Genomic DNA, 13,718 nt, shown 5'->3' on the forward strand with positions numbered 1-13,718 from the left:
TGACATGACCCGTTCCGTGCCGCCAGTCCTGCCGGGATCACCGCCAGCCCGTAAGCCCCCGATCCTGTCCGGGATCGGGGGTGCCCTGCGCAGTGGCATTGCTGTCGGGGCCGGGCGGATCAGGGACTGGTGGGGGGAGTATCCCGGCACCCAGCTGCTGGCTGTCGGGGCGGTTCTTGCTGTTGCGGTGTGGCTGGGGACGACCCTGTCCGGCAATCTGGCCCGGCTGGGCCTGACACCGGGCTTTGAGTTCCTGTCCCGCTCTGCCGGGTTTGAGATCGGCGAAAGCTGGATTCCCTATTCTGCGGCAGACAGTTACGGACGGGCGCTGGCGGTCGGGTTTCTGAATACGGTGCAGGTGGCGCTGCTGAGCTGCGCGCTGGCCACCGTGCTGGGGCTGACGCTGGGGGTCGCCCGGCTGTCGTCCAACCCGCTGCTGTCCCGCACCGTGCAGGTGTATATCGAGGTCATCCGCAATACTCCGCTGCTGCTGCAATTGTTTTTCTGGAGTCTGACCGTTCACGCCCTGCCATCCCCCCGGCAGGCGCTGGCCCCGCTGCCCGGAGTATTTCTGACCAACCGCGGCCTGTTTACCCCCGGTATTACGGCCACGGTGGCGCCGCTGTCCGGCGGTGTGCTGCTGCTGATCGGACTGGGGACTGCCGGTGGACTGTGGTGGCTGCTCCGGCGGCGGGGCAGACCGTTCCGGCTCGGGGTGTCGCTGGGGGCCGGGGGCGGACTGACCGCCCTGCTGTGGGCTGCCGCTGGCCCGGCATGGGGGCTGGATCTGCCACGGCTGAGCGGGTTTAACATCACCGGGGGCCGCACGCTCAGCCCCGAGTTTGTCGCCCTGTGGATCGGGCTGGCGGTAAATACCTCCGCCTCGGTGGCGGAGCTGGTGCGGGCGGGCATTCAGTCGGTGCCGCGTGGCCAGTGGGAAGCCGCCCGGGCGCTGGGTCTGCCAGAACGCCGGGTGATGCGGCTGGTGGTTCTGCCGCAAGCGCTGCGGGTGATCATTCCGGCCCTGACGTCCAGCTATGTCTCCCTGACCAAGCATTCCAGCATCGCCGTCGCCATCGGCTATCCCGATCTGGTCAACGTGCTGAATACCACCGCCAATCAGGGCGGCCATGTGCTGGAAGCGATCAGCATCATGATCTGTGTCTACCTCACCCTCAGTCTGATCACCTCGGCCCTGATGAACCTGTACAACCACCGTGTCGCCTTGCGGGGAGAAACCCACCGATGACCGCCGTTGCCGCCGCTGTGGACACTCCGTCTGCCCTGCCGCCTCATGTCCGCGCCGTTCCGCCGTCGCCCGTGCATCAGCGTCTGCGCCGTCTGTGGGGCGGCCTGTTCGGAACCCCGCTCAACAGCCTGATCACGCTGGTCTACATCGGATTTATCGCCGTGGTGGTCTGGCCGTTTCTCGACTGGGCGCTGGTCAAGGCCGTGTGGGTTGGGAATGGCGACGCCTGCCGTCAGGCGCAGGGGGCCTGCTGGGCCTTTGTCGCCGATAAAATCCGTTTCATTCTGTTCGGCCTGTATCCCGGGCCGGAGCAGGCCCGTTCGGCGGCGGCGCTGCTGGTGATGGCGGTGCTGATCATCGCCACCGGTCTTCCGGCACTGTGGCGCTGGCCGTTGCTGGTGGCATGGGGGGCCGGGATGGCTGCGGTGCTGATCCTGCTTGGTGGGGGATTTGGCCTGACGCCGGTGGCCACGGATGTCTGGGGCGGGATGACCCTCAGTTTGCTGGTGTTTGTCGCCGGGGTTCTGATGGCCGCTCCCCTGGCCGTCGGGCTGGCACTGGCGAGACGGTCTAAAATGGGTGGTCTGCGGCTGCTGTCGGTGCTGGGGATTGAGATCACCCGCGGTATTCCGTTCATTGCCGTGCTGTATGCCGCCACCCTGCTGTTTCCGCTGATGCTGCCCGCCGGGGCTGCGGTCGATAAGCTGCTGCGGGCACAGATTGCCGTCAGCATTTTTGTTGCCGCTTTTCTGGCGGAAACCCTGCGGGCCGGATTGCAGGCGGTGCCGAGGGGGCAGTATGAGGCTGCGTATGCGCTGGGCCTGTCCCGGTGGCAGACCCTGCGGCGGATCATTCTGCCGCAGGCGATCCGCACGGTGATCCCCGGTATCGTCAATATCCTGCTCAATGTGTTTCAGGATACGTCGCTGGTGTTGGTGATCGGCCTGTTTGATTTTCTCAACGCGGCCCGTGTCGCGGCCAATGACTCGGACTGGATGGGGCGCCATGACGAAGCCTATGCTTTTGCGGCGCTGGTCTATTTCACGCTGTGCTTCTGCGGCTCCCGCTACAGCCTGTGGCTGGAGCGTCACGTTTCCCCCCATCGTCATGATCACCGTTAAACGGCACCCTGCTGTGTGAGTGGGACCGGGCGATCTTTCGCCCGGCTCCCGCCGTCATGACGATACCCTAAACCCGTCCTCCCGTCTTTGGAGGGCGGTTTCTTTTTATTTTCAAGAGGATATCGGGACGGGGCCCGCCATGTTTCCCGGATTAAAAAATCTGAGAAGCGGGAAGAAAATATGTTGACCATAAATCTATAAAGAAATAGGTTTTTAGAGATGGGGAACGGGAGATGCCGTTTCCTTCCCTGATTTCCCGGCCTGAGAGCCGGATGAGTCCGCACCGTTTCCGCTTTTTTGATCCGCTATCAGGCCGTGTCGCCCCGTGTTCCGGGGTCTGGCTGAGGCAGAGCCTTGCCGGAACGGATGCTGATGATCCTGAAAGGATAAGCCAATGGCCCCGACCGTGTTCCGTGCCCGCCTTCTTGCCGCCTCTCTCCTGTCAGGGGTGATCAGCCTGTCGGCTGCCGCTGCTGCCGCAACCGTGAACGGGGGCACCCTGATCTATCTTGAGCAGCAGGGGCACACCGCGCTGTATCCCCCGGCAGGCGGATTTTATCCGAACGGCGGCATCCTGAATCAGATCACCGACAAGCTGACCTATCAGAACCCGAAAACGCTGGAGATTGAGCCGTGGATCGCCGAGTCGTGGACCGTCAACGCCGATAAGACCGAATACACGTTTAAAATCCGCAAGGGGGTGACTTTCTCTGACGGTACGCCGCTGGATGCGGCGGCGGTGGCGAAGAATTACGACACCTTCGGGCTGGGCAACAAAGATCTGAGGCTGCCGGTGTCAGAGGTGATCAACAACTATGACCGCAGCGAGGTTATTGATCCCTACACCGTAAAATTCTTCTTCAAAAAGCCATCTCCGGGATTTTTGCAGGGCACATCGGTGATCGGTTCCGGTCTGGTGTCGCTATCGACCCTGTCCCGCAAACTTGATGAACTCGGGGATGCCACCAAGATTATCGGCTCCGGTCCGTTCGTGGTGACGAACGAAGTGCTGGGGAAGGAAATCACGTTTAAAGCCCGCAAGGATTATGCCTGGGGACCGGCAAAGCTGGAGCATCAGGGGCCGCCGCATCTGGACGGCATCCGCCTGCTGGTGGTGTCGGAAGACAGCGTCCGGATCGGGGCGCTGACCGCCGGGCAGGGCGATGTGATCCGTCAGGTGCAGGCCTATGACGAAAAACAGGTTCTGAGTCAGGGCTATACTATTTATGCCCCGCCGACGCGGGGGGTGAACAACTCTGTGGTCTTCCGTCCTGATAATCCGCTGGTGGCGGATGTGCGGGTCCGTCAGGCCCTGTTGAAAGCCACTGACAGCGCCGAAGTGGTCAGGACCCTGTTCTCGAAGAATTATCCGCAGGCGACTTCGGTTCTTGCCTCCACAGCGCTGGGGTACACCAATCTGGCCCCGAAGCTGGCGTTTGACCCTGCGGCGGCGGCATCGCTGCTCGATCAGGCGGGATGGGTCCCCGGTCCCGGCGGTCTGCGCCAGAAAGACGGTAAGGATCTGGTCCTGACCGCTTACGAGTCGCTGCCCCAGCCGCAGAATAAGGCAACCCTGCAACTTCTGGCGCAGCAGTGGGCAAAAGTCGGCGTCAGGCTGACGGTTCTGTCCGGTGATTCCGGCAGCCGGGTTGCCGATGATCTTGACCCGCTGAAAACGCCGGTCTCCCCGGCGATGGTTGGCCGTGCCGACCCGGACGTGATCAAAAGCCAGTATCACCCGTTGAACCGTGACGTCCTGCGCCAGAAAGGCGGGCCGGGCAAGGTGCAGTCTTTCGTCGATGACCACCTCAACCGCCTGCTGGAGGCGCTGGCCTCGGAAACCGATGACGCCAGACGTCTGGCGCTTGCCGGAGAGGTCCAGACCTATGTGGTCGACCAGGCCTACGCCATTCCGCTGTTTGAGGAGCCGCAGGCCTTTGCGGCTGCCCCATATGTGAAAGACCTGTCTTTCGAAGCGGTGGGCCGCCCCAGTTTCTACGCCGTCTGGCTGGATAAGAAATGACCGTGCCATCCGGCTGATGTCTGACAGGAGGCTGTTGCGATGACCCGGTTTCTGCTGCGCCGTTCCGGGCAGGCCCTTGTGGTGCTGTGGGCGGCCTTCACCCTCACCTTCCTGCTGTTGCAGGCCCTGCCAGGGGATGCGGTCCTGATCCGCTTCCAAAGCCCGGAACTGGGGCTGAGCCCCGATCAGATTGCCGAGCTGCGGACCCTGTACGGGGCCGATACCCCGCTGTGGCAGCAGTACCGGGCGACCCTGTCAGGGTTTCTGACCGGCAATTTCGGGTATTCCCTGCACCGGGGGGTTCCGGTGGCGGACAGTCTGGCACAGGCGTTGCCGGTAACCGCCGGGCTGACGGTGCTGGCGATGGTAGCGGCAGCGGGTCTGGCCCTGCTGCTGGCGGCTGTCAGCGCCCTGACGCCGCTGCGGTGGCTGCGGTCTGCCCTGCTGTCGGTGCCGTCGCTGTTTATCTCCGTCCCGGTGTTCTGGCTGGGGATTGCTCTGATCCAGATCTTTTCCTTTCGCCTCAAGCTGATTCCGGTGATCGGGGCCGGACCGTGGGAAAGCCTGATCCTGCCGGTGGCGACTCTGGCGGTCCCGATTTCGGCTCCGCTGGCACAGGTGCTGATCCGCAGTCTTGATGCGGTCCAGACCCAGCCGTTTGTTGCGGTTGCCCGGGCCAAGGGCGCATCGCAGCGGGCCGTGCTGTGGCGGCATGTGCTGCGCAATGCGGTGCCGCCGGTGCTGGCCCTTGGCGGGGTGCTGTCCGGCGAGCTTCTGGCCGGGGCGGTGGTGACGGAAACCGTCTTTGGTCTGAACGGCCTTGGCCGTCTGACCGAACAGGCCGTCAACTTTCAGGATGCGGCGGTGTTGCAGGCGGTGGTGGTGCTGGCGGCTGCCGGGTTTGTCGCCGTTAACCTGCTGGTCGATCTGATCACCCCGCTGCTTGATCCCCGTCTTGCCCATCATCGTTCCCCCCTTTCTGCAGGAGGTCCGGCATGACCACCGTTCCGACACAGGATCTGTCTGCCCGCGGCTGGTTGCCGGGACAGACCCCGAGCAACAGTTTCTCTGCTCTCGATTTTGCCGTTCCGTCCGATTTTGCATCCTGTGGCCCGGTGGCGGCGGTTGATCCGGCGGTGCCGTTGTCGGCGGTGCTGCACCGGCAGGGTCGGGCGCTGTGGGCAGGGGCCCGGCGGCGGGTGCCGGCCCGGGTGTCGCCGGGGCTGGTGCTGGCGTGGGCGGTGATCGGTCTGGCCGTGGCGTGGGCTGCGGTGCCCGGTCTGTTCACGCAGTACAGTGCTGTCTCCGGCGAGGCGGCGGAAGCCCGCCTGCCACCGTCAGCGGCCCATTGGCTGGGCACCGATGAGCTGGGGCGTGATCTTCTGGCCCGGATCATTTATGGCGCAGGAGAGTCCCTGACCGGGGCTGTGGTCGCCGTCGGGGTCGGGCTGGTGCTGGGCACCCTGACCGGTCTGATCGCCGGGTCTTCGCGCCGCTGGGTCGATGACCTGCTGATGCGGGGGGTGGATGTGCTGCTGTCGGTCCCGGCCCTGCTGGTGTCGCTGTCGATCATCATTTTGCTGGGGTTTGGCACGGTCAATGCGGCGATTGCCGTGGGGGTCGCCTCGGTGGCGAATTTCGCCCGTCTGGCCCGGGCCGAGGTGGTGCGGGTCCGTCACAGCGAGTATGTCGAGGCTGCCTTTGGCAGTGGCGGCAGTTTTGTTGCCGTCCTGTGGCGTCATGTTCTGCCCAACTCGCTGACGGCCGTGCTGGCGGTCTCTGCGGTGCAGTTTGGGTCGGCCATTCTGGCGATTTCCACTCTTGGGTTTCTTGGGTATGGCGCACCGCCCCCGACACCGGAATGGGGCCTGCTGATTGCGGAAGGCCGCAACTATGTTGCCACCGCGTGGTGGCTGACCACCTTCCCCGGTCTGGCTGTGGTGGCGGTGGTGCTGGCAGCCAACCGCATCAGTGCGTCCCTGCGGGGGGAGGGGGGGGCGATGAGCGCGGCGCGAGAGTCTGTGGCCCCGCTGCTGTCTGTTGAAACCCTGTCCGTCGGGTATCAGGATCACCGGGGCATCCTTACACCTGTGGTGCATGGGGTCTCTTTCTCGGTGCAGGCCGGGGAAGTGCTGGCGCTGGTCGGGGAGTCCGGCTCGGGCAAAAGCACCATCGCCCAGTCGGTGATTGGTCTGTTGCCGCAGGCCGGGCGGATCACCGCCGGATCCATCCGCCTGAATGGTACCGATATTGTCGGATGGCCGCCGTCGCGGCTGGATCCTCTGCGCGGTGCGGTCATCAGTCTGGTCCCGCAGGATCTCGGGCAGGCCCTGAACCCGGTGCGGACCATCGGTTCGCAGATTGCCGAGGTCTTCCATCTGCACGGTTGGCGTGACCGCCGGGCGGTGCGGGATCAGGTTCTGGCGCTGCTGGAGCGGGTCGGGCTGTCCGATCCGGCCCTGCGGGTGCGGCAGTATCCGCATGAACTGTCCGGCGGAATGCGGCAGCGGGTGTTGATCGCCATGGCGGTGGCCCTGCGCCCGGCCCTGATCATTGCGGATGAGCCGACCAGCGCGCTGGATGTGACCGTCCAGAAGCGGGTGCTGGATCTGCTGGATGACCTGCGCCGCGAGGCCGGGACCGCCGTTCTGTTCGTGACCCACGATCTGGGCATTGCCGCCGACCGCGCCGACCGGGTGGTGGTGTTGCAGGGCGGGCGGATCCAGGAGCAAGGGGCGGTGACGCAGGTTCTGACGGCCCCGGCCCACCCCTATACCGCACGGCTTCTGGCGGATGCCCCGGCCTTTCATGGGCCCCGCCCGCTTCGGTCCCGGCGGGTATCGGATGAGGATGCGGTGGTGGTCGACGGGCTGGTGCAGGATTTTCCCCGCCGTTCCGGCTGGACACCGTTTAACCGGACGCCACCGTTCCGCGCCGTTGACGGGGTGTCATTCCGGGTGGCGCGTGGCACCACCCATGCGCTGGTCGGGGAGTCCGGATCGGGAAAAACCTCCACCATCCGCACCCTGCTGGGCTTTACCCGCCCCACCGCCGGGACCGTGCGGGTGAACGGGCTGGATCTGGCAACGCTGCGCCGGGAACAGCGGCCTGCCCTGCGGCGGTCGATTCAGCTGGTTTACCAGAACCCTTATGGGTCTCTTGATCCCCGCCAGACCATTGCCAGCATCGTCGGCGAGCCGCTGCGGAATTTCGCACCGCTCGGGAAGGCGGACCGTCTGCGGCAGGTCGCCGCCCTGATTGAACGGGTCGGTCTGCCGCAGGAGGTGCTGTCCCGTCTGCCGCAGGCGCTTTCCGGCGGGCAGCGTCAGCGGGTGGCGATTGCCCGGGCCCTGATCCTTCAGCCGCAGGTCGTGGTGCTGGATGAGGCGGTATCGGCGCTGGATGTCACCGTGCAGGCGCAGATTCTGGCGCTGCTGGATGAGCTCCAGCGTGATCTTGGCCTGACCTACGTCTTCGTCTCCCACGATCTCGCCGTGGTGCGGCAGATCGCTGACACCGTTTCGGTCCTGCAGGGCGGACGGGTGGTGGAGGACGGCCCGGTCGAGCAGGTCTTCCATACCCCGGTCAGCGCCTGCACCCGTGATCTTCTGGCGGCCATACCGGGGCGGGCCCGGTCTGCGGCCTGACCGGTCTGCTGCTCCTCACTCGAAAAATCATCAAAGAGGGTTTCTGTCATGACTGTCACCGTTCCTCCCTCCGCCCACAGTCCGGTGTCTGCTCCGTCCAGTGACGGTGGCCGTAAGCGGCTGGGGTTTTTCACCCGCCTGCTTGATGATGCTCCGGCGGGAGACCGTTACCGGCTGGCGGCCGAACAGATTATCCATGCTGAGCGCCATGGCTTTGACAGCGCATGGGTGGCGCAGCATCACTTCCATGAAGGGGAAGGCGGCCTGCCATCGCCCTTCGCCTTTCTGTCTTACGTGGCTGCCCGCACCAGCCGGATCCGGCTGGGGACGGGGGTGATCACCCTGCCGATGGAAGATGCGGTGCGGGTGGCAGAGGATGCGGCGGTGACCGATCTGCTGTCGGATGGCCGTCTGGAGATCGGGCTGGGCACCGGCGGGACTCCGGCCTCCTTTAATGCCTTTGGCTTTACGGCGGAGCAGCGGGGGGATGTTTATGCCCGCCATCTGCAGACCCTGCTGTCCGCCTGGCGGGGCGAGGCGCTGGGGCATACTGAAAACCGCCTGTATCCGGCGGCACCGCATCTGCTGCGGCGGTTGTGGCAGGCGACATTCTCGGTGGCCGGGGGCGAACGGGCCGGTCTGGCCGGAGACGGCCTGATGCTGTCCCGGACCCAACCCCGCCCGAAAGACGACCCGGCGAAGGCGCTGGATGCTGTGCAGAACCCGATAGTTGATGCCTATCTGGCGGCCCTGCCCGTCGGGATTGCCCCGCGCATTCTGGCGTCGCGCAGCCTGTTTGTGGCTGATGACCCGGCAGAAGCCCTGCGTCTGGCTGAAACCGGCCTGCGCCGGGTGGCTGAGGGCTTTGCCCGCAGCGGCCATATCCTGCGCGGCGATACTTTACAGGACCTGATTGAAACCCTCGACGTCCATGTCGGGACCCCGGATCAGGTGATTGCCAGCCTGTCCCGCGACAGTGTGCTGCCACGGGCCACGGATCTGGTGTTTCAGGTGCATTCGGTGGATCCGCCGCATCCGCTGATCCTGCGCTCGATCGAGCTGACTGCCACCGCTGTTGCCCCGGCGCTGGGCTGGGTGCAGGCGGCTGCCTGATTCCCCGCCCGTCCTTTTGACAGGAGACCCCACTATGACCCTTGACGTCCTCGACCGCCCCCTGAACCGGGAGGGTGTTGCCGTTAACATTACGGCCCACTGGCCCGCCGACTGGATTGACCACCTTGCCGGGATTGAGCCGGGATCACCGCTGGCGGCCCTGCGGGCAGAGCGTGAGGAGGCCCGCCGCAATGCCCAGCGGAGTGCCGAGGCGCTGTTTCTGCCCGCCGAAGAGACGGTGTTCAGCCGCGCAGAGCGGGCGGCGGTAGGGCTGTTTGTCGCCGGTCTGCACCGTCAGGCGGCGGCGTTTGCTTTCTACCGGGATCTGCTGATTTCCCAGCCGGGTGGGTTGGAACTGGAAGCGGCGGTGATTGCTGAAAGCCGCCGGGGCCTGACGGAAGGCCCGTATGGTGCCTATCCCGATGGGCCGCTGAGTGTGGAAAACCGCTCCGGCCCGCTGTATCGGGTGACGCCGGATCTGGTGGCGGTTCTGGGCCCGCGTCTGGCTGCCGCGCTGTCGCATGCGCACCTTCTGGTTTTCCATCCCCGGGATGCCACGGCAGATCACCTTCAGGCGTTGCTTGATGCCGGGTGGGATACCACCGGTGTGGTGACCCTGTCGCAGCTTGTTGCCTTCCTGACCTTCCAGATCCGTGTGGTCAGCGGCCTGACCGCTCTGAAATATTCTTTGCCGGGAGTTTGAAGCCATGACTGAACAGGTGATCCGTTATCCGGCCCAGCCGGAACCGGCGGTGTTTACGCAGGAGGAGCTGGGCTGGCTGCCGTGGCTCGACCCTCTGCCGGAAAGTGCGCTGACTGACCGTCATCGCGACGGGCTGGTCGATCCGTCGCGGGCAAAATCCCCTTACTTCATGCTGCTGGTCCGTGACCCCGAGGTTCTCGAGGCGCGGACGCGGACGGATAAGGATATTTTTTACAATACCCGCAACGGCCTGCTCCGGGCAGAGCGTGAAGTGGCGGCTGCCGCGACATCCCGCGTCAATGGCTGCATTTTCTGCGCTTCGGTGCATGCCCGGTTTGCCACCGTTCATTCCAAGCGGCGGGACGATGTACAGGCGCTTCTGGATAAGGGGATCAGTGGGGTTGAAGATCCGCGCTGGGCAGCGGTTGCCCGGGCTTCAGAAGCCCTGACGGAGACACCGGCAGGCTTTGGCACCCGTGATATTCAGGCGCTGGCCGGGGCGGGGCTGAGCGATCTGGAGATTATCGACGTCATCAACGGGGCTGCCTTCTTCAACTGGGCCAACCGTCTGATGCTGTCTCTGGGGCAGCCGGTGGAGCAGGCCGCGGCGTGACCGGATCCCGGTTTCTGAGGGTTGCAGGAACCAGATGTGAAAACCCCCCGCCGGTTGCCCGGCGGGGGGTGTTTCTTTTAGACGGTCACGGTGTCCGCGACTTTCCGGAACGAATCGATCTGGTCGAAGTTCATGTAACGGTAGATGTCCGCCGCTTTGGCGTTCACCACGGTCACCTGCTCCAGATATTCTTCGGCAGTCGGGATGCGGCCCATCAGGGCACAGACGGCGGCCAGCTCGGCGGAGCCGAGATAGACGCGGGTGTCGATCCCCAGACGGTTCGGGAAGTTACGGGTGCTGGTGGAAATCGCTGTCGAACCCTTGCGGATCTGGGCCTGGTTGCCCATGCACAGCGAGCAGCCCGGCAGTTCCATACGCGCACCGGAGCGGCCCAGAATGCTGTAATAGCCTTCTTCGTTCAGGATCGCGGCATCCATCTTGGTCGGCGGGGCAACCCACAGACGGGTCGGGATGTCGGTCTTGCCTTCCAGCACCTTACCGGCAGCCCGGAAGTGGCCGATATTGGTCATGCACGAGCCGATGAACACTTCATCGATCTTATCGCCGGAGACTTCGCTCAGCATCTTCACGTCGTCGGGATCGTTCGGGCAGGCGACAATCGGTTCTTTGATGTCGGCCAGATCGATTTCGATCACGGCAGCGTATTCGGCATCGGCATCGGGCTGCAGCAGCTGCGGATCGGCGATCCAGGCTTCCATCGACTTGATGCGGCGGCCAAGCGTGCGGGCATCGGAATAGCCCTCGGCGATCATCCACTTCATCAGGGTGATGTTCGAGCGCATGTACTCGATGATCGGCTCTTTGTTCAGGCGGACGGTACAGCCGGCGGCAGATCGTTCAGCCGAGGCGTCGGTCAGTTCGAAGGCCTGTTCGACCTTCAGGTCCGGCAGGCCTTCGATTTCGAGAATACGGCCGGAGAAGACGTTCTTCTTGCCCTTCTTCTCAACGGTCAGCAGACCCTGACGGATGGCATACAGCGGGATGGCATTGACCAGATCACGCAGGGTGACGCCCGGCTGCAGTTCGCCCTTGAAGCGGACCAGCACCGATTCCGGCATATCCAGCGGCATCACGCCGGTGGCGGCGGCAAAGGCGACCAGACCCGACCCGGCCGGGAACGAAATGCCGATCGGGAAGCGGGTGTGGGAGTCGCCGCCGGTGCCGACGGTGTCGGGCAGCAGCAGACGGTTCAGCCACGAGTGGATGACGCCGTCACCCGGACGCAGGGACACACCGCCACGGGTGGAGATGAAGTCCGGCAGGGTCTTGTGGGTCTGCACGTCGACCAGCTTCGGATAGGCCGCGGTGTGGCAGAATGACTGCATCACCATATCGGCGGAGAAGCCGAGGCAGGCCAGATCCTTCAGTTCGTCGCGGGTCATCGGGCCGGTGGTGTCCTGGCTGCCGACGGTGGTCATCTTCGGCTCGCAGTAGGTGCCCGGACGGATCCCGGTCCCTTCCGGCAGGCCACAGGCACGGCCGACCATCTTCTGGGCGAGGGAGAAGCCCTTGCCGCTGTTGGTCGGATCCTTCGGCAGACGGAACAGGGTCGAAGCCGGCAGGCCGAGGGCATCACGGGCCTTGGCGGTCAGGCTACGGCCGATGATCAGCGGAATACGGCCACCGGCGCGGACTTCGTCGAACAGCACGTCAGACTTGACGGTGAATTCGGCGATGACCTGACCGTCCTTCAGCGCCTTGCCTTCATAGGGGCGCAGCTCGATCACATCGCCCATGTTCATCTGGCCGACATCCAGCTCGATCGGCAGGGCACCGGCGTCTTCCATGGTGTTGTAGAAGATCGGTGCGATCTTGGTGCCGAGGCAGACGCCGCCGAAGCGCTTGTTCGGCACATAGGGGATGTCTTCGCCGGTGAACCACAGCACGCTGTTGGTGGCGGACTTACGGGACGACCCGGTGCCGACCACGTCACCGACATAGGCGACCAGATTGCCCTTGGCGCGCAGCTCTTCCAGGAACTTGACCGGACCGCGGACGCCGGCTTCTTCCGGCTCGATACCCGGGCGCGGGTTCTTCAGCATGGCGAGGGCATGCAGCGGGATGTCCGGGCGGCTCCAGGCGTCCGGGGCCGGGGACAGGTCATCGGTGTTGGTTTCACCCGACACCTTGAACACGGTGATGGTCAGGCTTTCCGGCACTTCCGGGCGGGAGGTGAACCATTCGGCATCTGCCCAGGACTGGATCACCGCCTTGGCGTTGGCGCTGCCGGAATCGGCCAGTGCCTTGACGTCATGGAAGTAATCGAACATCAGCAGGGTCTTCTTCAGACCTTCGGCGGCGACGGAGCCGACGTCGGCATCGTCCAGCAGCCCGATCAGCGGCTTAATGTTGAAGCCGCCGAGCATGGTGCCCAGCAGCTGGGTGGCCAGCGCGCGGGAAATCAGCGGCGAAGTGACAAAGCCCTTGGCGATATCAGCCAGGAAGCACGCCTTGACCTTGGCGGCATCATCCACCCCGGCGGGAACCCGGTTGGTGATCAGCTCGACCAGCGTCTGCTCTTCCCCCTTGGGAGGATTCTGCAGCAGGCCGATCAGCTCTTCGGTCTGCTGGGCAGACAGCGGCAGGGGCGGAATGCCAAGAGCGGCGCGCTCGGCAACATGCTGGCGATAAGCTTCAAGCATCGATGTTCTCTCCAGGGTTAATTGGGTCATGACAGCATCAGCAACAGGGTCTGTGTCTCTGCAGGGGCCTGACACCGCTCCGGTTGCCCGGGCTGTCATGCGGGCGGATTATGCGGCGCATTATGCTTGGTGATGACTGCACTTTCCATCCTCGCCGCATATCTTGATGGGGAAAGTTGATGCTTTTATGCTTTTTCCACCCGATTGGGTAGGTCTGAAATGCGCCGAAGGGTAGGGGAATGTATGAAATGTGAAGATAGGTGCGCTGTGCCCTGCCCGCAAGAATGGGTAGGGCCTCCGTCACGGTGGCATCGGCTGTGGAAAAATAAAAAAAGACCCCAGTCCGGTAGGACTGGGGCCAAGGTGAACAGGGAGGCTTCACGTCTGGGAGACGTAGGATCCGAAGACCCTTCGTCGGGCCGAAGGCCCGACTAAGGTGATACAGGCTCTGGGAGGATGACCTGATCACCGATCCGGTAGGCGCCAGCCGGAGAACCGTACCGGCGCTGCATTCCGTCGGAGCGCTGTGCAGCGCGTCCATGTCCCTGTTATAGAGGTGTCTCTGATATTGCACCACAGCAAAAGC

9 protein-coding genes are annotated in these 13,718 nt (G+C 64.3%); 8 read left to right on the forward strand and 1 reads right to left on the reverse strand.

The genetic code is table 11. From position 1 onward, the window contains the following. The first annotated feature begins 4 nt into the window (after positions 1–4). From G365_RS0111130 to G365_RS24355, 8 genes are all read left to right on the forward strand, one after another. Complete coding sequence (locus tag G365_RS0111130) at positions 5–1,249, forward strand: amino acid ABC transporter permease (RefSeq protein WP_019645607.1); 1,245 nt, start codon at positions 5–7, stop codon at positions 1,247–1,249. Next, a complete protein-coding gene (locus tag G365_RS0111135; RefSeq protein ID WP_019645608.1) occupies positions 1,246–2,370 on the forward strand; it encodes an amino acid ABC transporter permease in 1,125 nt (374 codons plus the stop codon). Before G365_RS0111130 ends, G365_RS0111135 begins: the two co-directional genes overlap by 4 nt. A 394-nt stretch (positions 2,371–2,764) precedes the next feature. Next, entirely contained in the window at positions 2,765–4,393 is a 1,629-nt protein-coding gene (locus G365_RS0111140; RefSeq protein WP_019645609.1) for a TIGR04028 family ABC transporter substrate-binding protein, read from the forward strand. 39 nt (positions 4,394–4,432) lie between these two features. Then, complete coding sequence (locus tag G365_RS0111145; protein ID WP_019645610.1) at positions 4,433–5,392, forward strand: ABC transporter permease; 960 nt, start codon at positions 4,433–4,435, stop codon at positions 5,390–5,392. Further along, entirely contained in the window at positions 5,389–8,040 is a 2,652-nt protein-coding gene (locus G365_RS23510; protein WP_019645611.1) for an ABC transporter ATP-binding protein/permease, read from the forward strand. The genes G365_RS0111145 and G365_RS23510 overlap by 4 nt, the downstream gene beginning before the upstream one ends. Before the next feature lie 48 nt (positions 8,041–8,088). Further along, a complete protein-coding gene (locus tag G365_RS0111155; RefSeq protein WP_019645612.1) occupies positions 8,089–9,153 on the forward strand; it encodes a putative FMN-dependent luciferase-like monooxygenase in 1,065 nt (354 codons plus the stop codon). A gap of 34 nt (positions 9,154–9,187) precedes the next feature. Continuing rightward, positions 9,188–9,856, forward strand: coding sequence for a CMD domain protein (locus G365_RS24350; protein WP_019645613.1), 669 nt, complete (start codon positions 9,188–9,190; stop codon positions 9,854–9,856). Positions 9,857–9,860: 4 nt separating this feature from the next. Continuing rightward, positions 9,861–10,469 (forward strand): alkylhydroperoxidase domain protein, encoded by a 609-nt coding sequence (locus tag G365_RS24355; protein ID WP_019645614.1) that lies wholly within the window; start codon positions 9,861–9,863, stop codon positions 10,467–10,469. A 77-nt stretch (positions 10,470–10,546) separates the two neighbouring features. Here G365_RS24355 and acnB read toward each other — a convergent pair whose 3' ends face one another. After that, positions 10,547–13,132, reverse strand: a complete 2,586-nt coding sequence (gene acnB, locus G365_RS0111170) for a bifunctional aconitate hydratase 2/2-methylisocitrate dehydratase (RefSeq protein WP_019645615.1) — start codon at positions 13,130–13,132, stop codon at positions 10,547–10,549. Positions 13,133–13,718: the final 586 nt, after the last annotated feature.

Origin of the sequence: Novispirillum itersonii subsp. itersonii ATCC 12639, assembly GCF_000381985.1 — a bacterium.
GTDB lineage: Bacteria > Pseudomonadota > Alphaproteobacteria > Rhodospirillales > Rhodospirillaceae > Novispirillum > Novispirillum itersonii.

Excerpts from the sequence above, each read along its gene's own strand:
- G365_RS0111130 (WP_019645607.1), top strand. The coding sequence starts at position 5 with ATGACCCGTTCCGTGCCGCCAGTCCTGCCGGGATCACCGCCAGCCCGT.
- G365_RS0111140 (WP_019645609.1), top strand. The coding sequence starts at position 2,765 with ATGGCCCCGACCGTGTTCCGTGCCCGCCTTCTTGCCGCCTCTCTCCTG.
- G365_RS24350 (WP_019645613.1), top strand. The coding sequence starts at position 9,188 with ATGACCCTTGACGTCCTCGACCGCCCCCTGAACCGGGAGGGTGTTGCC.
- G365_RS0111135 (WP_019645608.1), top strand. The coding sequence starts at position 1,246 with ATGACCGCCGTTGCCGCCGCTGTGGACACTCCGTCTGCCCTGCCGCCT.
- G365_RS0111145 (WP_019645610.1), top strand. The coding sequence starts at position 4,433 with ATGACCCGGTTTCTGCTGCGCCGTTCCGGGCAGGCCCTTGTGGTGCTG.
- G365_RS23510 (WP_019645611.1), top strand. The coding sequence starts at position 5,389 with ATGACCACCGTTCCGACACAGGATCTGTCTGCCCGCGGCTGGTTGCCG.
- acnB (WP_019645615.1), bottom strand. The coding sequence starts at position 13,132 with ATGCTTGAAGCTTATCGCCAGCATGTTGCCGAGCGCGCCGCTCTTGGC.
- G365_RS24355 (WP_019645614.1), top strand. The coding sequence starts at position 9,861 with ATGACTGAACAGGTGATCCGTTATCCGGCCCAGCCGGAACCGGCGGTG.
- G365_RS0111155 (WP_019645612.1), top strand. The coding sequence starts at position 8,089 with ATGACTGTCACCGTTCCTCCCTCCGCCCACAGTCCGGTGTCTGCTCCG.